General features: G+C 57.9%; 16 protein-coding genes. 11 read left to right on the forward strand and 5 right to left on the reverse strand.

Annotation, left to right across the window (positions count from 1 at the left end; translation table 11 throughout):
* Window positions 1-3: 3 nt before the first annotated feature.
* Window positions 4-138 (reverse strand): 50S ribosomal protein L34, encoded by a 135-nt coding sequence (rpmH, locus tag BPSY_RS02765; RefSeq protein WP_033496883.1) that lies wholly within the window; start codon window positions 136-138, stop codon window positions 4-6.
* 324 nt (window positions 139-462) lie between these two features.
* Here rpmH and dnaA point away from each other — a divergent pair, with 324 nt between their 5' ends.
* The 9 genes from dnaA to BPSY_RS02810 all read left to right on the forward strand — a co-directional run bounded on the left by dnaA (window position 463) and on the right by BPSY_RS02810 (window position 13465).
* On the forward strand, window positions 463-2115 hold the full coding sequence (gene dnaA, locus BPSY_RS02770) for a chromosomal replication initiator protein DnaA (RefSeq protein WP_033496882.1): 1653 nt from the start codon (window positions 463-465) through the stop codon (window positions 2113-2115).
* Between the two features lie 416 nt (window positions 2116-2531).
* Window positions 2532-3656: a DNA polymerase III subunit beta gene (gene dnaN, locus BPSY_RS02775; RefSeq protein ID WP_033496881.1), complete on the forward strand. Its 1125-nt coding sequence runs from the start codon at window positions 2532-2534 to the stop codon at window positions 3654-3656.
* A 47-nt stretch (window positions 3657-3703) separates the two neighbouring features.
* Complete coding sequence (recF, locus tag BPSY_RS02780; RefSeq protein WP_033496880.1) at window positions 3704-4879, forward strand: DNA replication/repair protein RecF; 1176 nt, start codon at window positions 3704-3706, stop codon at window positions 4877-4879.
* Window positions 4876-5352, forward strand: coding sequence for a DciA family protein (locus BPSY_RS02785; RefSeq protein WP_033496879.1), 477 nt, complete (start codon window positions 4876-4878; stop codon window positions 5350-5352). Before recF ends, BPSY_RS02785 begins: the two co-directional genes overlap by 4 nt.
* Window positions 5353-5569: 217 nt before the next feature.
* The gene (gyrB, locus tag BPSY_RS02790; RefSeq protein ID WP_238556794.1) at window positions 5570-7609 is read left to right on the forward strand and encodes a DNA topoisomerase (ATP-hydrolyzing) subunit B; all 2040 of its coding nucleotides are present in this window, start codon (window positions 5570-5572) and stop codon (window positions 7607-7609) included.
* 79 nt (window positions 7610-7688) lie between these two features.
* On the forward strand, window positions 7689-10352 hold the full coding sequence (gene gyrA / locus BPSY_RS02795) for a DNA gyrase subunit A (protein WP_033496877.1): 2664 nt from the start codon (window positions 7689-7691) through the stop codon (window positions 10350-10352).
* A 68-nt stretch (window positions 10353-10420) separates the two neighbouring features.
* Window positions 10421-11002 (forward strand): DUF3566 domain-containing protein, encoded by a 582-nt coding sequence (locus BPSY_RS02800; RefSeq protein WP_051921544.1) that lies wholly within the window; start codon window positions 10421-10423, stop codon window positions 11000-11002.
* 166 nt (window positions 11003-11168) lie between these two features.
* Complete coding sequence (locus tag BPSY_RS02805; protein ID WP_081884158.1) at window positions 11169-12416, forward strand: alpha/beta hydrolase; 1248 nt, start codon at window positions 11169-11171, stop codon at window positions 12414-12416.
* A gap of 5 nt (window positions 12417-12421) precedes the next feature.
* Window positions 12422-13465, forward strand: a complete 1044-nt coding sequence (locus BPSY_RS02810) for a VanZ family protein (RefSeq protein ID WP_033496876.1) — start codon at window positions 12422-12424, stop codon at window positions 13463-13465.
* A gap of 140 nt (window positions 13466-13605) precedes the next feature.
* Here BPSY_RS02810 and gabT read toward each other — a convergent pair whose 3' ends face one another.
* From gabT to BPSY_RS02830, 4 genes are all read right to left on the reverse strand, one after another.
* Window positions 13606-14967, reverse strand: a complete 1362-nt coding sequence (gene gabT, locus BPSY_RS02815) for a 4-aminobutyrate--2-oxoglutarate transaminase (protein WP_033496875.1) — start codon at window positions 14965-14967, stop codon at window positions 13606-13608.
* An 83-nt stretch (window positions 14968-15050) separates the two neighbouring features.
* Window positions 15051-15956 carry an NAD(P)-dependent oxidoreductase gene (locus BPSY_RS02820; RefSeq protein ID WP_338010509.1) on the reverse strand — a complete coding sequence of 302 codons (906 nt, stop codon included), beginning with the start codon at window positions 15954-15956 and terminating at the stop codon, window positions 15051-15053.
* A gap of 20 nt (window positions 15957-15976) precedes the next feature.
* A complete protein-coding gene (locus tag BPSY_RS02825; protein WP_081884159.1) occupies window positions 15977-17365 on the reverse strand; it encodes an APC family permease in 1389 nt (462 codons plus the stop codon).
* Between the two features lie 45 nt (window positions 17366-17410).
* Window positions 17411-18358, reverse strand: coding sequence for a carbon-nitrogen hydrolase family protein (locus BPSY_RS02830; RefSeq protein ID WP_033496873.1), 948 nt, complete (start codon window positions 18356-18358; stop codon window positions 17411-17413).
* A 232-nt stretch (window positions 18359-18590) separates the two neighbouring features.
* On the opposite strand from BPSY_RS02830, the gene BPSY_RS02835 reads away from it, so the two are divergent.
* Both BPSY_RS02835 and BPSY_RS02840 read left to right on the forward strand, forming a co-directional pair.
* On the forward strand, window positions 18591-20177 hold the full coding sequence (locus BPSY_RS02835) for a PucR family transcriptional regulator (protein WP_033496872.1): 1587 nt from the start codon (window positions 18591-18593) through the stop codon (window positions 20175-20177).
* A gap of 142 nt (window positions 20178-20319) precedes the next feature.
* Complete coding sequence (locus BPSY_RS02840) at window positions 20320-21672, forward strand: NAD-dependent succinate-semialdehyde dehydrogenase (RefSeq protein ID WP_033496871.1); 1353 nt, start codon at window positions 20320-20322, stop codon at window positions 21670-21672.
* The last annotated feature ends 37 nt before the right edge of the window (window positions 21673-21709 follow it).

Raw genomic sequence — 21709 nt, forward strand, 5'->3', positions numbered from 1 at the left:
GTGTCAGGCTGAAAGTGACTTGCGTCCCTTGTTGCGGCGACGGTTGATCACAGCGCGGCCGGAACGTGTGCGCATGCGCAGGCGGAATCCATGCTTCATGTGACGACGGCGGTTGTTCGGCTGGAATGTTCTCTTCATAATTAATGCTCCCGGTTTTTAGCCATACGAAATCACGGCTCGTGATGAGTCAGGCTATACTACGGTACACATCGGGAGTCATCCAGTCAAAACGAAATCGTAAGGAAATGCGTCCGTTATGTGAAAGTGAAGGGATGACGGTGCTCCAAAACGCTGCTATGTCGGTGTATATAGGGGTCAAAGTTATCCACAAATAACACCCATGTTATTCACATTCCAGTCTCCACAACACGCGATGCTGTGGATAACTTAACGGATACGGTGTAAACATGACCTACTGTTACTGCTTGAGGGTGCAAGAGATATCAGAAGGGGAAAGCAGACATGACACAGAATCCGCTCGATGCCACAGCCGAGGCTGCGAGAATATGGGATTCCGTGCTCGATCTGCTGAAACAAAGCAGTTCCCTGACCCCAAGGGATAAGGGATGGTTGGAGGATATAACCCCGGAGGCCGTGTTCGGCACGACCATCGTGTTGTGCGTCAGTAATACGGCGGCTCAGGAAGCCATTCAAAGCAACCTCAACAGGCCATTGCTCCAGGCGTTGAAACTGGTGACCGGCACCGACATGTTCCCCGCCGTCAAAATCGTTCGCCCCACCGTGGTGGAGGCAACCCTGCCGGCGGAGGAGGTCCTTTCGCCGACGACTGCGTCCAAGACACCCGTCGCATCCACGAATACGCCCTTCGGCGGTCAATCGGGTGGGGAGGCGGCCAGGGAATCCACCAGGGACAAGGCTCCGACCCTCGCCGATCTCTCCGACCAGGCCTACCCGCAGCCTCTTCCGATAGATATGCCCTATGAAGAGGCCAATCCGAAACCCTTCTCTCCCGCGACTGCCGCATCGCCCCAGACGCAGGGCTTCAGCCAGACACAAGGCTTCAACATCCCCCAGTTCCAGATGGTTCAGCAGAAGGTCGACAGGGACCCTCAGACCCATCTGAACAGAAACGCCACCTTCGACAAATTCGTTCCGGGCGACTCCAATCGCTTTGCCAGAACGGTTGCCCTGGCCGTCGCGGAAGGTTCCGGCAGGGACTTCAACCCTCTCTGTATCTATGGCAGCTCCGGATTGGGCAAAACGCATCTGCTGAATGCGATCGGCAATTACGCCTTGGTCAAAGACCCTTCGTTGAAAGTCAAATACGTCAATTCGGAGGAATTCACCAACGAATTCATCGACGCCTTGCAGAACTCCACACAGGGAACGGGTCAGATCGCCGAATTCAACCGTCGATACAGGGCCGTCGATGTGCTGCTGATCGATGACATCCAGTTCCTCGGTGGCAAGGAGGCCACACTCGATCAGTTCTTCCACACCTTCAATGCATTGCATGATGCCAATAAACGCATCGTGATCGCATCCGATGTGGCACCGAAGAATCTCAAAGGTTTCGAACAGCGACTCATCTCACGCTTCGATTCCGGGCTGACCGTGGACGTCAAGCCCCCGGACAGGGAGACCCGTGTTGCCATTCTGCGCATGATGGCCTCGATGAACGGTGTGAACATACCCAATGACGTACTGGATCTGATCGCGGAGCGCTTCACGGAGAACATACGTGAGCTGGAAGGGGCACTCACCCGCGTCACGGCGGTCGCAAGCCTGAATAACCAGCAGGTGACCTGCGCCCTGGCGGAACAGACCTTGCAGGATTTCTTCACCAGCGATGTGGAGATCCGACCGACAGATATCATCACCCAGGTGGCGAAGTATTTCCACCTCACCTTCGATGACATCGTGGGCCGGACCCGTACGAAGAACATCGCCCTGGCCCGCCAGACGGCCATGTATCTGGCGAGAGAGATGACCAGCATGTCGCTGGTCGATATCGGCGAGGTCTTCGGCGGACGCGACCACACGACGGTGATGCACGCCTATACCCGTATCTCCGGGGAGATGCAGGAACGGCGTGAAATCTACAACTACGTGATGGAGCTCACGGTGAGGTTGAAGCAGCATACAGGGGAGTAGAGCGGGCGGCAACACGCCCGTATGTGGATAAAAATCGCCTAAGTTATCCACAGTCTTATACACAGATGTGGGTAAAGTCGGGGAATAACTCACCAAATACGGTGGATTACTGGTGGACTGAAAGTGAATTTTTCACTTTTCAATGTGGATATCTCAGACGCTTTCTCTTTTCTGTGGATAAGTCGGGTTGTTTTCCACATAATCGCTACTAGTTATCCACAAGTGTTGCTTGTCTCGCAAGCTTGTCCCCATAAGGCTGAGAGAAGTTATCCACACTATCCACAGGCCTTATGAATATGATTACTTACCCACTTACACCAATTCACACCGCTCACAACAAGCCATCAGCAATGTGCTCCCATAACACATCCATTTAGCTAGAATGGTTTGAGCATTAACGACGACGAAAGCGCATCATGAAAGTTGAAATCAATTCCACGGCTCTTGCCGATGCAGTGGCCTGGGCTACCCGAGTGATCCCAGCCCGTCCTGCAACACCGATTCTGTCCGGCATCAGGCTGGAGGCCATCGACGGCACGCTCCAGCTTTCCGCCTTCGATTACGAGGTTTCGGCACGACATCACATCGAAGCAGGCATCGACGAATCAGGTTCCGCCCTCGTCCTTGGCAAACTGCTCGCCGACATCACGAAATCCCTGCCTTCGGAGAAGACGTATCTGTCCACTGATGATTCGAAGATGACGATCACTTCAGGAAAATCAACCTTCTCGCTTCAACTGATGCCCGAAGCCGAATACCCGGATCTCCCGGTGGTGCCGGCACCACTTGGCCAGGTGGATGCGCAGACCTTCTCCCAAGCGATCTCCCAGGCGACGGTGGCCGTATCCCGTGAGGAGAACCGACCGGTTCTCACCGGAGTCAAAATCGATTTCTCGGGCAGCCGCGTGGTCATGACGGCGACGGACCGTTTCCGTCTTTCCCGTTCGAGTTTTTCCTGGACACCCCAGCAGGCGGATGTCTCGACGATCACCCTCGTTCGTGGATCGCTGTTGCGGGATACGGCTCGCGCCGTGGACGAGCATCAAAACGTCATCATCGATTTCTCCCCTGATACACCGACGCTGCTCGGTTTCGAGAATGCAGGGCGCGTATCGACCTCGCAGCTCATCGACGGTGAGTTTCCCTCGGTGGATCGCCTGTTCTCGGACGAGTATCCAATCCACGCGATCATCTCCAAGCAGGATCTCATCGATGCGATCAAGCGTGTATCGCTCGTCACGGAGCGCAACGCGCCCATCCGCATGGTGTTCTCCGGCCAGGAGCTCGCGCTGTCCGCCGGTGCGGCAGACGAATCCCAGGCCTCGGAAACACTGGACATCGATATGGATGGCGAAGACATCACAGTGGCATTCAACCCCGGATATCTGATCGAGGGCCTGAGCGCCATAACCGAGCCCTTTGTGCGCATGAAAATGACAACGGCCGTCAAAGCCGTCGAATTCAACGGGCAGCAGGAGGCCGATTCGGAGGAATCATTGGATTACCGGTATCTGCTCGTCCCGATGCGTTTCACCGCATGATGCATTGAGGCACTGACTGCAATACCGAATCGTTTGGGGAACGAATCTTGTATATCTCACGTCTGGTTTTGGATCACTACCGATCCTGGGATAGCTGCATCCTTGATCTGGAACCCGGCGTCAATATCCTGCAGGGGAGGAACGGCCTCGGGAAAACGAATCTGGTCGAAGCCGTGGAGGTGCTGTCCACCGGATCAAGCTACAGGGTTTCGTCCTCGGCCCCTTTGGTGCATGTCGGTGATGCATCGGCAACGATCCGCGCGAATGTTCATGCCGGGCAAGGGCAGCAGCTTCTTGAACTGACGATTCCGCTGCGCGGAGCCAACCGTGCACGCATCGATTCCGGTCCCTCGCTCTATGCCCGTGACATCATCGGCAAGGTGAGCTGTGTCCTGTTCTCACCGGAGGATCAACGTCTGGTTTCCGGGGACCCGAATCAGCGACGGACCTTCATCGATCAGTCCTGCATCCAGCTGCAGCCTTCGTATTACGAACTCTTGCAGAAATCCCGTCACATAGGCAAACAGCGCGTCGCATTGCTTAAACAGCTGTCCCAACGACCGGAAGCGATCCAGCAGTCCGCAGCCCTGAGCGGCCTGGAGATATGGACGGGCCAGTTCATCGAGGTGGGCGTTGCACTGACCAAGGCGAGATCGGCTCTGGTAGCTGCCTTGAATGAGGAGTTTTCCAAGACATACTCGCAACTGGCCGGTGATGGGAACCAGGCCAGTCTGGTCTATCAACCCTCATTCGAGGAGGTGCTGTCCGGTGAGAGCCCGGAAGCGGCGATCAGTGAGCACTACCAGCGCTTGTACGCGGGTGAGGTCGCGCGTGGGCAGAATCTGATAGGTCCTCACCGTGATGATCTCGTATTCATGCTCAATGGCATGAACGCCAAGGAGTACGCCTCCAATGGTGAGATGTGGACGCTCGCCCTGGCCCTGAAGCTGGCCTTGTTCTCATTGCTGAGGGAGGAGCTGGATATCGAGCCCATCGTGATCCTCGATGATGTGTTCGCCCAGCTCGATGAGTCCAGAAGGGCGCAGATCCTGGATTTCGCATCGAAACAGGAGCAGGTGTTGGTAACGGTCGCCGCACAGGGGGATATACCCGAATCCGCGGTCGCAAGGCGTATCGATGTGCAGAGCCTGGTTGATGTCCAACATGAGGATCCGCTCCAGGCGTATATGCATCCCGCATCCGAAGGCATCGCTGAACAATGAGCATCCCCATCGACCAACGCCTTCAATTGGACGTGCGGAAACTGCCTGCACGTACATTCGAACGCTTCACCAAGCGTTCGCTGTCGTTGCGGCTGCTCCGCGAACGTTCTGAAAGAGCCTGGTTCAATTTCGGCAAACCGGGGCGTGATCCGAATTCCCTGGCTGGTGTGGTCACGGGTATCGTGCAGCAGGAGGATTGGACGCCTCATCTGAAGATCGCCCAGTTGCGCAATCACTGGGACAGCATAGTCGGGACGGCGATAGCCCAGCACTCCTCCGTGGTGGGCTATGAGCATGGCGAATTGACCATCAGAACCGAATCCACCGTATGGGCGACGCAACTGACGTATCTGGTGCCGCAACTGAAAAACACCATTTCCCAGCGCCTGGGAGACCTACCCGTGGAACGCATAACGGTGACCGGTCCGCACTCCCAATCCTTCCGGAACAAGCGCTTCGGATCCCATAGCTGAAAAAGCCGTGATAGGCACTTCTCATGCCCCGATAGTCCCTATCCGGTGGTAACCTAGCCCTATAGGGTTTGGAGCCCAGAAGGGCTCATTTTTTGCGTTTTAGAGTGCATCGACCGTTTGTGGAACGTTGATAGAACGTTCACAGACGCAGGAAGGAACATCTGTGGCAGAACTCAGTTCAGATTCGCCTAACAATTCCGAGGAAGACAAGGGCGTTATCGATGCCAGTGGGGTGGATGAGGCCCAACTTGAAGATTCGCTGTCGCCGGAGCATTACGATGCCAGCGACCTGAGGGTGCTCGAGGGACTCGAGGCGGTTCGCATCAGGCCAGGTATGTACATCGGGTCCACGGGTCCACGCGGATTGCATCATCTGGTCTACGAAATCGTCGACAACTCGGTGGATGAGGCCCTCGCCGGATATGCAAGTCACATCGAGGTGACGATCATGGCGGACAATGCGATCCGGGTCGTCGATGATGGTCGAGGCATCCCCGTCGATGACGTTCCCGGAGAAGGTGTCAGCGGCGTCGAGGTTGTGATGACCAAGCTCCATGCCGGCGGAAAATTCGGCGGAGGCGGCTACGCGGTGTCAGGCGGTCTTCACGGAGTCGGTATTTCAGTGGTGAATGCCCTGTCCACTCGGGTGGACATCGAAGTGCGCAGGCAGGATTATCACTGGACGCAGAGCTTCGTCAGTCAGCGAGCCGAAGCACCGTTGAAACAGGGCGCGGCGATGGGTGAGGACGAGCATACGGGTACTTCGGTGACCTTCTGGGCCGATCCCGCGATTTTCGAAACCACGAAATATGATTTCGAAACCCTTCGCAGCCGCTTCCAACAGATGGCCTTCCTGAACAAGGGTCTGAAGATATCCCTTACGGATCTGCGTCATGTCGATTCAGCAGGGGACGAGGTCACCGGGGACGGCGACAACGTCACCGAGGAACTGCACCAGACGGTGACATACCAATATGCGAACGGCATCAAGGACTACGTCGCATACCTGGTGAAGTCGAGGAAGGCGAATCCGGTGGAGCCCGATGTCATCGACATCGAATCCGAGGATATCGATCTCGGTATTTCCGCCGAGATATCGATGCAATGGACGACTGCCTACTCGGAATCCGTCCACACCTTCGCCAACACGATTTCCACAACCGAGGGCGGAACCCACGAAGAGGGTTTCCGCGCAGCTCTGACCACGATGGTGAATCGTTATGCCCGCGAGAAGAACATCCTCAAGGAGAAGGACGAGAACCTTTCAGGTGACGACGTTCGTGAAGGCTTGACCGCCGTGGTTTCGGTCAAGCTCACCAATCCGCAGTTCGAAGGGCAGACCAAGACCAAGCTCGGCAATTCGGAGGCGAAGACATTCGTTCAGCGGGTGATGAACGACAAGCTCAAGGATTGGTTCGACTCCCACCCGAGCGATGCGAAGATGATCATCCAGAAGTCCATCGAGGCCTCACGCGCACGTATCGCCGCCAAAAAGGCCAGGGAGAATACGCGACGCAAGTCCATATTCGAAACGGCGGGCATGCCGGACAAGCTCAAGGACTGCCAGTCGAACGACCCACGAGAGTCGGAACTCTTCATCGTGGAGGGTGACTCCGCAGGTGGTTCGGCCATCCAGGGCCGCGATCCGCTGACGCAGGCGATCCTTCCGCTGCGCGGCAAGATCCTCAACACCGAGCGTGCGAGCATCGACCGCATGATGAAGTCGGATACCATCGAATCCCTGATCACCGCCGTCGGCGGAGGATACGGCGAGGATTTCGATCTCGATAAGGTGCGTTACCACAAAGTCATCATCATGGCTGATGCCGATGTTGATGGCGCGCATATCGCGACGTTGAACCTGACGCTGTTCTTCCGCTACATGAGGCCGATGGTTACCGCCGGATATGTGTATGTGGCCATGCCTCCCCTGTACCGTCTGAAGTGGACCAAAGGGGCGCATGACTTCGTCTACACCGATGCCGAGCGTGACCGCGTGCTGGCGCAAGGCAAATCCTCCGGAAGGCAGCTGCCCAAGGGTGAAGGCATCCAGCGGTACAAGGGCCTTGGAGAGATGAGCTATCAGGAGCTGTGGGAGACGACGATGGATCCGGAGCACCGCATCCTCAAGAAGATACACATCGAAGACGCCGCCCAGGCTGATGAGACCTTCACGATGCTGATGGGTGAGGACGTCGAGCCCCGTCGTCTGTTCATCCAGCGCAACGCGCACGACGCGCGTTTCATCGACGCCTGAGCCGGCGCTGCCAATGACGCTCCCGTATTGCGGATGCGTCGTATGAGACATCGAAACGAAGAGAAGTTGAGGAATTACAGTGGCAGATGATACCCATTCACAGAATCCCGATGAGGGGCAGCCGCGTGAGCCTGATGGCTCGCTTGAACCATTGAGTCCGCAGGAGCTCGACAATACGGATTACGGCCTGCTGAGCGGTGAGAGAATCCAATCGATGGATTTGCAGCAGGAGATGCGTGAATCATATCTGGCCTATGCGCTCTCGGTGATTGTGGAGCGTGCCTTGCCTGATGTGCGTGATGGCATGAAGCCGGTGCACCGTCGTGTGATCTACGCGATGTACGACGGAGGATACCGTCCCGATCGTGGATACAACAAGTGCTCGCGTGTGGTCGGCGATGTGATGGGAAAGTACCATCCTCATGGCGATTCGGCGATCTACGACACCTTGGTGCGTATGGCGCAGTCCTGGTCGATGCGGTATATGCTCGTCGACGGGCAGGGCAATTTCGGATCCCCCGGCGATGATCCCGCTGCCGCCATGCGTTATACCGAGTGCCGCATGGCCTCCTTGGCAATGGAGATGGTTCGCGACATCGATAAGGACACCGTCGATTTCGCTCCCAATTACGATGGCAAGACGCAGGAGCCCACAGTGCTCCCCGCCCGCTTCCCGAATCTGCTTGTCAACGGATCGGCCGGCATCGCGGTCGGTATGGCGACCAACATCCCCCCGCACAACATGCGTGAGGTCGCCGAAGGCGTCCATTGGGCGCTTGATCATCCCCAGGCATCGCGCGAAGAGCTGCTCGAAGCATTGCTCGGCATCATCAAGGGTCCTGATTTCCCCACCGGTGCGACGATCCTCGGCCATAAGGGTATCGAACAGGCGTATCGAACAGGTCGCGGCCTGATCACGATGCGTGCTGTGGTCAATACAGAGGAGATCAAGGGGCGTATGTGCCTGGTGGTGACCGAACTGCCATATCAGGTGAACCCCGATCGTCTGGCCTCCTCGATTCGCGAGGGTGTGAGAGACGGCAAGATCCAGGGCATCGCGGATATGCGCGATGAGACCTCGGGACGCACGGGACAGCGCCTCGTCCTGGTGCTCAAGCGTGATGCGGTGCCCAAGGTCGTGCTCAACAACCTGTACAAGCATTCGCAACTGCAGCAGACCTTCGGTGCGAACATGCTGGCCCTGGTGGATGGCGTACCCCGCACGCTTTCGCTCGATGCATTCCTCCGGCACTGGGTGGCGCATCAGTTGGACGTCGTGGAACGGCGCACCAGGTATCTCAAGCGGGAGGCCGAGGAACGCGACCATATCCTTCAGGGCTATCTGAAGGCTTTGGACATGATCGACGAAGTCATCGCGCTTATTCGCAGGTCCCCAGACGTCGAGTCGGCCCGTAGCGGCCTGATGGGTCTTCTGGATGTGGATACCGTGCAGGCCGACGCCATTCTGGCCATGCAGCTGCGTCGTCTTGCGGCTTTGGAGCGGCAGAAGATCATCGACGAGCATGAGGAACTCATGCGTCGCATCGCCGATTATGATGATATTCTTTCCAAACCCGATCGCCAGCGTGTCATAGTCGGTGATGAGCTGGATGAAATCGTCGCGAAGTACAGCGATGACCGCCGTACCAAGATCCTGCCGTACTCCGGAGAAATGAACGTCGAGGATCTCATCGCCGAAGAGCATGTGGTCGTCACCGTCACGCATTCGGGCTTCATCAAGAGGACCAAGGCCGACGAATACCGTGCACAGCACCGCGGAGGCAAGGGCATCAAGGGGGCGAAGCTGCGTGAGGATGATGTGGTCGATCACTTCTTCCTGACCAGCACGCATAACTGGTTGCTGTTCTTCACCAACAAGGGGCGGGTCTACCGGATCAAGGCCTATGAGATTCCGGAAGGTTCGCGTGATTCGAAGGGCCAGCATGTCGCCAACCTGCTGCAGTTCGGACCTGAGGAAAAGATCCAGCAGGTGCTCTCGATCCACGATTATGACGAAGCGCAGTACCTGGTGCTTGCCACCCGTACGGGCAAGGTCAAGAAGACCCGCTTGAACGAATACGATTCCCCGCGACAAGGCGGCCTCATCGCCGTGCGTCTGATGGATCTCGAGGATTCACCCGACGGCGTGCAGGATGAGCTGGTGGGCGCTGCGTTGTGCAATGCCCAGGATGACATCATTCTCGTCTCCCGGCTCGGCATGAGCGTCAAATTCCCTGCGCAGGACGACACGCTTCGTCCTATGGGGCGCCAGACGGCCGGCGTGCAGGGGATGCGTTTCCGTGAAGGCGATTCACTGCTGAGCATGGATGTGGTTCCTGAGGAGTCGGACGAGGATCTCTTCGTCGTGACGAACGAAGGCTACGCGAAGCGAACCGCATTGGCGGAATACCGCTTGCAGGGGCGTAACGGCTACGGTGTGAAGGCGATTCAGCTGGTCGAAGGACGTGGATCCCTTGTCGGTGCACTGGTGGTCGGTGAGGAGGACCAGGTCCTCGCCATCATGAAGTCCGGCAAGGTCATTCGTTCCAATGTGAATGAGGTCAAGCGCACAGGCCGAACGACCCAGGGCGTCACACTCGCCAAGCCCGATAAGGGTGATGAGATCCTCTCGATCGCACGCAACGAGGAGAGTGAGGACGATCCTCAGGAGAACGATGGGCAGCCGGTGACGGAGGGAACAAGTACGGAATCTGCTGAGATTGTGCAAAAGGCGGCCGAATAGACCGTCAGGTCAGCCAAGACTGATAGCCTCGCAACAGACGCCAAAGGCAAATCGAACAAGGAGAAGCGATGAGCCAGAATACAGGTGAGCCGATCGACTCACATGAGGGGAACGACGAGCACCAGGAGCAACCAGGACGCACCGCTCGCTCCTTCTCATCGAAACCGTTGATCAGTACCGAAGCAGCCAAGGAGCATGAGGCTGAATCAGGTGGCAGCAAGCCCATCCAGATGGGGTCCTTCAAACAGAGCCCGTCATTGTCGGCCAACAAAAGGCCCTCGGTTCCCAGAGCCAGGCGTATGCGCCTGTCTTTGACCAGGATCGATCCATGGTCGATTACCAAGGTCTCGTTCCTTCTGGCGATTGCCGGTGCCATCATCCAGATCGTCGCCGTGGCCCTGATCTGGCTCTTGCTCAATTCCATCGGACTCTTCGACAATGTGACCCAGCTTATTTCCAAAACGGGTTTGGATGCCGGAGGATTCGATCTGAGCAGCGTGCTGAGCCTGAGCACCGTGCTGAGTGCCGTCACGATCTTCTCCATATTCGAGGTTGTTCTGGTGGTGGTGCTGGCTACCATCGTGGCCTTCCTGTACAACATCGTCAGTGCTCTCGTCGGTGGCGTTCATGTGACGCTGGGTGACGACTGAGATTTATTGCAGCTTTCATGAGACGCAGGCACACCGCATTCACGGCGGTGTGCCTGCGTTGTTATATGCACAGCCGATCGGGAATCCTGCAGTGCAGTGCCGGGATGCCATCATGTGATGGTCTGTGCATAGGATGATATGAGGGAACGACCGAGGAGGGCGGGCGATGATCAGGACCGGGACAGCGGATCAGGGGGATGATTCCGTCAGGATACCCGGGCGGGATGGATGGCATCCTGATACCGTCATACCGGGCTATGAATGCAAGACGGTGGCACTGGCGAGCCGGATCGAAAACGACGCCATTGCGACCTTCGTCCGCAAACAGGTCATCGAGCCGATTCGGGACGACAAGGCTCCGGGCCGCTGGATGCATCGCCTACGATCGGCGATTTCGGGCAAAGACTCAGGACAACAGGAGCAGGCGCCAGCTCCACGGGCGATCATGTATGTGCACGGGTGGAACGATTATTTTTACCGCACCCATGTCGCCGAGTTCTGGGAGAGCCTGGGCGTCCGTTTCTATGCCGTCGATCTGCGTCGTTACGGGCGCAGCCTCCGCCCGGATGAGACGCCCGGATATATCGAGGACCTGCACGAATACAGTGTCGAACTCAATGCTCTGCGTGATGAGATCGTCGATGATCTGGGTGATCGGGTTCAGATCATGCTCGTGGCGCACTCCCAGGGCGGGCTTATCTCGTCATTGTGGATGAATGCCGAACACCCCGATCATGTGACGGCCCTGGCATTGAATTCTCCGTGGCTTGAGCTGCAGGGCAACCGCATGCTGCGCATCGTCTCCACTCCCGTGCTGAAAGGGCTGCTGCTCAGAGGAGGGCGGTCGGTGCTGCCGATTCCCGATCCCGGTTTCTATCAGAAGACCATATTGCACGCCCTCGGCGGCGAATGGGAATACGATGCCTACCCCTTCGAAGGCGAACAGCAATTCGTGCCGCGGGCAGGCTGGCTGGAGGCGATATACCGTGCACAGTCGGAGATCTCCGGAGGTCTGGATATCTCGGTGCCGGTTCTGGTCAGTACGTCGGATCGTTCGATGATGCAGCTGACCTGGGATGAGAAGATGCGCGAGGCGGACACGGTCCTTGACGTGGTCGCGATACGCGAAGCCGCCATCAGGCTGGGGGATTTGGTCACGCTGGCCAGGATCAAGCATGGGATCCATGATCTTTCGATGTCTTTCGCGAAGCCGAGACGTGAATACTTCTCCATGATCGCCAAATGGGCTGCCGATAATGCATGGAATCGCGAGTTCGACGATGCGGGGCTTCATGATGCCCTCGATGCCGTCAGCGACGCGGGGGTTCCCTGGACGGCTTCGGATTCCGGACCTGCGGCTGCACAAGTCCTTCGCCAGGACGATGGTGCCGATGAAGAGTCCGGAATAGTCTGAAAACCATGCTTGGATTCCTTGGATATTTCAGTGTGTCATTCATCACCGCGGTGGCTGTATGGCCTTTCGCGTCATTGCTACTGACGGTTCCCATACTCGCGCTGATCTATCACCGGTACCATGCCTTGCATTTCACCTCGGCATTCTCAGCGTATCTGGTGGTGTTGTACCTTCTGGCTCTGGTCTGCTTCACCCTGTGGCCTATGCCCGACAATCCCGCCGCATTCTGTGCGAGCCACCATCTGCATGCACAACTGAATCCCTTGGAATTCCTCAATGACCTCTCCTATGGCGGGCTGTCGGCTGTGCTGCAGATTGTGATGAACGTGCTGTTCTTCGTCCCTTTGGGCTTCATCATGTCGCGGGTATTCCGTTGGAGCTTCATCGTGGTGCTGCCGATGAGCTTCGCCTGCTCCCTGCTGATCGAAAGCGCGCAGCTTACCGGGGTATTCGGGTTCTTCCCCTGCTCGTATCGATTATTCGATGTGGACGATCTGCTGTGGAATACCTTGGGTGGCGTCATCGGTTTTCTGATTGCCCTGGCTTTTGCCAAATGGGTTCCCATGCGCTCAAGGGCCTCCGACGCTGTGGTGACCCAACCCGGATTCATTCATCGTCTGGTGGCTTTGGCGATCGACGTGGTGTGCATCTACGGTGTCTCCTTCACCCTTGGTCTGGGATTCGTCGTTCTGGTGGTGAAGGCGGGAACATACGAGTTGAACGGCACATACGCATTCGCCGGAATGACGGTGACCTCACAGTGTCTGCGGATGACGGTGCTCGCTATCACCGGTCTGGCGTTTCTGCTCTTTGAACTGGTGCTCCCGGTACTGAGCCGGGGGCAGACCCTAGGTGGACGATTCACGCATATGACGGTGGAGGGGAAGCCGCGTAGCGGGAAAAGGCGTGCGGCTTTTTACGCCGGGCGCACCATTACGCTCGCCGCCGTGATCGGCCCGTGGGGAGTTCCGATGCTCTCACTCGGCCTGATATTGATACTGCTGGTATTTTGGCTGGTGAAACGCCAGATGATCTACGATCTCATCTGATCGAATGATCAGCGGCATTGCCACCGGGATCGTCCACCTATGGCATGTGACGCCAACGCGGGCTCCCACATTGGCGTCACATGGCTTTTCCGCACGTCCTGTTCGGTGAACGATCCCTGCGGCAACGATCAGCGACCCTCTTAACGGGCGCTTTCCTCCGTGATGATGGCCTTGAGCACATCCAGGGCTTCATTGAGCTCTTCGTCGCTGATAACCAGCGGGGGCAGGAGTCTGATGACATTGCCGTTGATACCGCACGTCAGGATGATCAGTCCGGCCTGCATGGCCTTCTTGACGATCGCGGCGACAAGAGGCTTGTTGGGTTCCATGCTGCCTGGCTTGACGAATTCGATGGCCTGCATGGCACCCAGACCACGGACCTCGGCGACCGTATCCAAGGTTTCGACGAGAGGCCGCAATGATGAGTCGACCAGCTCGGCAATATGCCTCGAGCGTGCATTGAGATCCTTGCTCTCCATCATCGAGATGGCCGCAAGTGCCGCGGCGCAGGAGACGGGGTTCCCGCCATAGGTGCCGCCGATGCCTCCGGGCTGAACGCTGTCCATGATTTCAGCGCGTCCTGTGACCGCCGAGATGGGCATGCCGCCGCCCAAGGCCTTCGCTGTGGTGATGAGGTCAGGGACCACACCGAAATGATCCGATGCGAACCATTCGCCGGTACGGCAGAATCCCGACTGGATCTCATCGGATACGTAGAGCACCCCGTGCTCGTGGGCCCATTCGGACAGCGTTTTGAGGAAGCCTTCGGCCGGAACGACGAAGCCACCCTCTCCTTGCAGCGGTTCGGCGATGATCGCGGCGACGTTGTCATGGCCGACGAGCAACTCGATTTTCTCGATGCTGGCTTTTGCTGCTGCCACACCGTCCGCTCCGAAGGCATCGCGAAGTGGATATGAATATGGGACCGGGTAGATGTCGGGCGCGAAGGCGCCGAAACCCTGCTTGTACGGGGAGGATTTGGTGGTCATCGCCATGGTGAGATTGGTTCTGCCGTGGAAGGCGTTCTCCATCACGATCACCGCGGAGCGACCGGTGTATTTGCGGGCGATCTTCACCGCGTTCTCCACCGCTTCGGCCCCGGAATTCAGCAGCACGCTTTTCTTGGGGAAATCCCCGGGAGTGTGCTCCGCGAGCTTCTCGCACACATCGATGTAGCTCTCATACGGGGTTGTCGCAAAATTGGTGTGCGTCAGTTTGGCAACGGCACCCTGAACGGCCTCGACGACCTCGGGCGCTGCATTGCCCACTCCTGTTACGGCGATGCCCGCGGCGAGATCGATGAAACGGTTGCCGTCAACATCGGTGATGGTCGAACCGGAGGCTCTTTCGGCGAAGATGGGCATATGGGCCCCGACGCCCGCGCTCACATACTGGTGATGTCTGGCGGTCAGCGCCTGCGATTTGGGTCCCGGGATCTCGGTGAGGAGCTTGCGGGCCTTCTGGGGAACATCTGATGCTGCTTGGATGGTATCTGCTGACATGATTGTTGTTCTTTCTTTTCAATGATCGTTGGATGCTGTGGAGATGATTGATGGTGTTGCGTATGCCGGGCGAGGGTTTCCCGCTATTCGAAGGAGGTCGCCACCGCGCTGATGTCGTCGTGGGCATGGCCCTTGTCGTCCGATTGGGCATACAGGTCCATGACCAGTGAGAGCAGATCGCTGCGGAAACCGACCGACTCCATCACTGATTTCATCAGACCGAGGTCCTTCTCCAGTGCCGAGACCTCGAATTGAGGGCTGTAGTCCTCGCTGATGGCCTTGCCTCCCTTGATGTGTGCATATGGGGAATCCGATGTTCCACCGGCGATCACGTCGAGGAAGAGCTGGGGGTTGACGTGCTGACGCTCCAGCACCTTCACGGATTGGCAGGCCGCCGCGGTGATGCAACCCAACCAAAGATTGCAGGCCAGCTTCACCGCGGTTCCGTCACCGACCTGGGCACCGCAGTGGACGAGTTTCTTCGAGATGGCATCCAGGAAGGGTTTGGCTTTGCCGAACAAGGCCTCATCACCGCCCCCGATCAGAATGAGCTGTGAGGAATTCGCCTGGTCTTTGCTGCCCATCATCATCGTTTCGATGAGATGCAGATCGTGCGCCTCGGCGAATTCCCGCGCCTGCCTCGCGCCTTCGGTGCCTATGGTCGACATCTGCACCCATACGGCGTCGGCCGGTGCGTGCTGGTATGCCTTCTGCAGCACATCGAGGACGCTTCCGGCATCGAACACCACGATGGCGATGATGTCGGCCTGTGACACGGCGGTAGCGAGGTCGGATTCCGCATGGAGGGAATCGCCTTCGAGTGCTTGTGCGCGTTCAATCGTGCGGTTCCATGCGCTTACCGAGAAGCCCTTGGATGCGGCCACTGTCGCGATGCCGCTTCCCATGATGCCGGTACCTAATACGGTGATGTTCATTGCTTTCCTTCCAAACGATTGCTGACCGGTGCCCGATGGGTATCGACCGGGCACCGGATGTATGGACCTGTCCTTCAGTCCGCTTCGTATTCAGGTGGATTGTGTTTGAATCCTTTGGTGAGCACGGCGAGGATGACGATACCGATGGCAAGCCATGACAGGCCGAGGACGAGCGCCTGCTTGTCGAGATTGATCAGGAGATACGCACAGAAGATGGCCCCGAGTACCGGGAAGGCGATGTTGCGCAACCAGCCGCCGCTCATCAGGGTGTTTCTGGTCTCCGGCTTCGCCTTGACATACGATGCGATAACGCTGACATTGACCAATGTGAATGCGGTGAAGGCTCCGAAGTTGACGAAGGATGTTGAAGTGGCGACGTCAAGAAACATCGAGATCAATCCGACGATACCCACGAGCAGGATGCTGAGGACCGGTGTGTTGAATTTGGCGCTGAGGCGTCCGAAGATCCTCTTCGGCAGAACGCCGTCGCGGCCCATGACGTAGAGCAGGCGCGAGGCGCTGGCCTGTGTGGCGATACCCGACGTGAACTGGCCGAAGCACAGACCGGCGATGAAGATCGCGGTGAAGAGGTTGCCGCCGATCTCCCCGGCGATCTCGAAGGCCGCCGAGGAGGTGTTGTCGAAAACGCCGCCCGGATGTACCAGCTGGGTGGTGTAGGCCACGATGATGAAGATCAATCCGCCCACGGCTGCAACAAGCATGATGGCCTTCGGCATGGTCTTGCGCGGGTCCTTGGTCTCTTCGGACAATGTGGTGACGGCATCGAATCCGAGGAATGAATACGCCGCAATGGCTGCGCCGGCAACCACTCCGGAAACACCTGAACCCGAACCGATGAAGGGCTGTGTGCTGAAGGCCGAAGCGACGCCACCACCCATGATGACCGTGCGCAAGGAGAGCACGACGAATATGCCGATCACCAGGGCCTGGAAGCTCATCAGTGCGAAATTGACCTTATCGGCCACGTTGAGACCGAAGATGTTCAGCGCCGTGGTGATGATGACGAAGCCCAGAATCCATACCCAGATGGGTACTCCCGGGAATTCGGCGTTGAGATACGACGCTCCGATGAGCCAGACGACCATGGGGAGAAACAGGTAGTCGAGCAGCACCGCCCATCCCACGAGGAAGCCCAGTTTCGGGTTGATCGATTTGCCGATGTAGGTATAGGCGGAACCGGATTGGGGATAGAGCACCGACATGCGGCCATAGCTGCCCGCGGTGAACAGCATGGCGACCAGTGCGACCGTGTACGACATCGCGGTGGCGCCGTGGGAGAGTTCGGCGATGACCCCGAAGGTGCCAAGGACGATGATCGGCGTCATATACGCCAATCCGAACATCATGACGGAGCGTAGTCCCATGGTGCGTTTCAGTCTGGGTTCCGCCGTGTGCTCTGACGTGACGGCATGCGCATCGGTTGCTGCTGGTTCTGCGGTCATCTCGATGCTCCTTTCTATACTGCGGGTGGGTTCGATGGAGTGTGGTTAATGTTGTTGCGGCTGCCAGCGCAGAGGCTTGATATGCCCTTCATAGAGCGGCAGCGGTATCTCGGGATCATCAGGTCTGAACTGTTCCCAAAGCCGGTTGCTCCCTGCGGTGCCGATGCGTCGTACGCGACTGACCGCATCAAGATCGATGGTGTCGATGAGGAGTTCCTCATCGCTGCCTTCGCTGTCGTGCAGAATCTCCCCCTCCGGGTCGACGAGCAGGGATTGGCCTACGCCCTGAGGTGCGGCTGCGTTCACACTGGCGACGAAGACCTGGTTCGTGATGGCCGTGGCCCGGGCGAGCACAAGCTCCTGCCTGCGATCCGGGGTTGTGGTGCGTACCAGATTGACGATGATGTCGGCACCGAGCCAGGCGACCTGCCGTGATAGTTCAGGAAACCATGCGTCGTAGCAGACCGTCAGTCCAAGGCGTCCTTTCCCCGGGATGTCAATCACGGTGAAGGAGTCGCCAGGTGTGTACCGCTCATATGGCCGCCAAGGGCAAATTTTGCGGTAGCTTCCGCTGAGTTCACCCGAGGGGGAGAACACGGCGGCCGTGTTGTAGATCCCACCCTCGGGATTGCGTTCGCAGAATGTTCCCGGGATGAGCCATATGCCGAGTTCCTTTGCCAGTTCCGCGCATCGTGCCGGCAGGGAATCCGCTATGAACTCCGTCTCGCCGCCATTGGATTGCGGAATATCGACAGCGGCATCGAGTTGTGCCTGATTGGCCTCATCCTCGCCGGCTGTCCCGGTACCGAAGAGATGCATTTCCGGGAAGGCCAGAAGATCGATCTTCTTCCCATCTCGGGCCGATGCCTCGCATATGGATCTCACGCTCTGGCAGAAATGATCGAATGCCGAGGGATCGGAAAGCTCTAGTTGCGCGTATTGCGCCAAGGCGATGGTCAAGGTGCGTGCGTTCGTTGTCTCGCGTGCTGCCATCTCATATCCTTTGCCGTGAAGTGTTGAAATCGTCCCAGAAGCTTCGATCTGAAGCGTTGCTCTAAACGTAGAAGTACCCGAATGCAAGATATATGGCCTATTTGGATAAAATATGGCTAATATATGTCCGTATAGTCCATGTTTCATCCTTGCGGTGGCATGCATCCCGTGATGTGGTGCCAAGCCCTGCGTCCTGGGATGTGATTCACATGGTCGAATCTTTGGGGGACATATGACGATTTCCTTACGGGGTCTGCTGGGCCAATCCGATCTTCATCTGGAGGTCGTCGTCGCAGGGCATCCCGAATCCGTTGATGCGCCGATATCATGGGTCCACTCCACCGAGCTCGCCGACCCGACCCCGTATCTTGAAGGCGGAGAGCTGATCCTGCTCACGGGGTTGGCCATGAAGGGGAATGAGGCCGATGAGGATCAGCGCCAATACGCCAGAAGATTGGTGAAGGCGGGCGTCCGGGGGATCGGCTTCGGTGTGGGGGTCAGACACCGCGAAATTCCCGCATGGCTCATCGAGCAATGTGAGCGCTACGGACTGCCGCTGTTCGCCGTGCCGGCGCCCACGCCATTCATAGCCATCACCAAAGCGGTGTCCAGAAAGCTCACGGATGAAAGACAGCGCGGTTTCACGCGCTCGTATCATGACCAGCGGCAGCTGATGCGTTCCGTGCACACCCTGTATCCGGTCAGTTCGATCGTTTCCAAACTGGCCGAAATCGTCGGCGGATGGGCGGCGCTGATCAATCCGGCAGGAACGGTGATCGAATCCTCGCATCGTTTTCTTCCCGTTGAGATCAGCGCCCTCGGCGATGCCCTGACCTTCAGCGTCCTGGGCGAGGCCAAATTCATGAATGTCAAAGGATATGACGTCGCCGTATTCCATGTCGCATCACCGGCGGGTGATACCTTGGGATATCTTGTCGCCGGGAGGAAAGGGTCCACCGGTTCCCTGAACCACACCCCCGTCGCGGCGGCGGTATCCCTGCTGTCACTGGCGATCAGCCGTTCGACCGACGCGAACAGGGTGCTCTCGCGCTTGAGGGCTTCGATGGTCCGCAGATGTCTTGAGGGCCGTGCGAATTCAGTGCGCCCATATGCCCACGATCTCTGGGACGGGATGCCTGCCGAGCCCCTGTGCGCGATGCGTCTGGTCGGGGATATGAATGCCTTGGAGGCAGCGCAACGGCTCGTTGAGCCTTTCCGAAAATCACTGGTCAAGAACCTCAATCCAGTGGTATTCGGCATGGTCGAGGACGATCTGTGGGTTATCGTCTCGCAATCGAATGCGACGGAATGGGTGAATCAGCTCAGCAGGGACAGTGGTGTCGTGCTTGGTGTCTCTTCCGGATCGACCTGGTATGACATGGCGCGGGCCAGACACGAAGCGTACCAGGCCGCGGCGGAGGCGAAGACGACAGGTGCGGCGAGCATGCAGTACGGGCAGGGCAGTGGTGCGGGGGCTCTGGAAAACATGCTTGAGCCCTCCCTGCTCCGAGCGTTCGCGGACCTCAAACTCGCACCCCTTCGAAATGTGGTCTTCAATCTGTCGACCGGGCCGCATGCGAACCGCGAAGCGGGTGATGGCGCGGATACGTTGAGCGTGGGGGCGATCGATGTATTGCGTGCATGGATCGAGGCGCGTGGAACGATGGAGGAAGCCGCCAGGAAACTCGAGATTCACAGACATACGATGAGCAAATACATGACCAGGATCGCCAGGTTGCTCGCGGTCGATCTGCAGGATCCCGGCACTGTGGCCGAGTTATGGTTCGCATGCAGGTACGCCAGACCGGATGAGGCGTAGGCCCCGCCGGTCGCCCATGTGTAACATGGCGGTGATAAGCAAGGGATAGCATGCCAAGACATACGATTATCGAAGCAAAATATAGATTTTCATACGATATACAACAAATATTCCGAATTGCACTCAGATAAGGGGATCACTGATGTCTCAGTATGCAGTCACCAATCCAGCGACCAACCTCGTTGAGGAAACTTTTGAATCATGCACGGATCAGGATATCGAGAATGCACTTGATGCCGCTGCCCAAGCCTATGCGCAGTGGGGACGTCGGACATCCAAAAGCGAACGTGCGGATCTGCTGGCGAAGGTCGCGGACATCTACATGGATCGTCAGGAGGAACTGGCCACGATTATCAACCACGAGATGGGCAAAAGCATGGAGGAATCCCGTGGCGAGGTCGAATTCGCCAGCGAGATCTATCGCTACTATGCCCGCAATGGCGTCGCCTTCCTTGAGGACGAGCCTATAGATCGGGTTTCGGAGGGCTCCGCCGTGCTGCGCAAAATGCCGATCGGCGTACTGATGGGGGTCATGCCCTGGAATTACCCCTATTACCAGGTGGCGCGCTTTGCCGGGCCGAATCTGATGTTGGGGAACACGATACTGCTGAAACATGCTTCGATGTGCCCCAAGTCGGCGAAGGTCATGGGGGAGATATTCCTTGAGGCCGGCTTCCCGGTCGGGGCCTACACGAATGTCTTCGCCAGTTTCGAGCAGGTCAACACGATCATTGCGGACCCGCGTGTCCGAGGCGTCTCATTGACCGGCTCCGAGCGGGCCGGCGTGAAGATAGCGCAGGAGGCCGGTGCGAATCTGAAGAAGGTGGTGTGCGAACTCGGGGGCAACGACCCCTTCATCGTCCTGGGTGCGGAGGATCTCGACGATGTCGTCGAGGCCGCCGTCGTCGGCCGCTTCGAAAATGTGGGTCAGGTATGCAATGGGGCCAAGCGATTCATCATCCTTGACTCCCTGTATCAGGAATTCCTCGGCAAATTCAAGGATGCCGCCAGCAAGGTGACGCTGGCCCCCATGTGCTCCCTTGCCGCCGCCGAGCATCTCAGCGCACAGGTGCACCATGCCTTGGACGAAGGGGCGAAGCTCGAACTCGGCAGTGCCGAGAATGACGGCGCATACTTCCAGCCGACGATTCTGACGGACATCCCTCAGGGGGCATCCGTCCGGTATGAGGAATTCTTCGGGCCGGTGGCGCAGTTCTACTCGGTGGCTTCGGAGCAGGAGGCTGTCGAGCTTGCCAACGACACCCCTTACGGGCTTGGTTCCTATGTGTTCAGCGCCGATCGCGAGCAGGCCTTGCGGGTGGCTGATGCATTGGAGGCCGGTATGACCTACATCAATGAAGCGGGTGCTGATTCCGCGGAGCTGCCCTTCGGAGGGGTCAAGAATTCAGGTTTCGGACGTGAGATGGGATCGCTGGGAATCACGGAATTCGTCAATATGAAGCTGGTGACCAGCCGGGAGGACCGTGCCTTCTGATCGGGGCCGGTCTGGGGTCTGCCGAGGCGTGCCCGGA

Origin of the sequence: Bifidobacterium psychraerophilum (genome assembly GCF_000741705.1) — a bacterium.
In the GTDB taxonomy this organism is placed as follows: Bacteria; Actinomycetota; Actinomycetes; order Actinomycetales; family Bifidobacteriaceae; genus Bombiscardovia; species Bombiscardovia psychraerophila.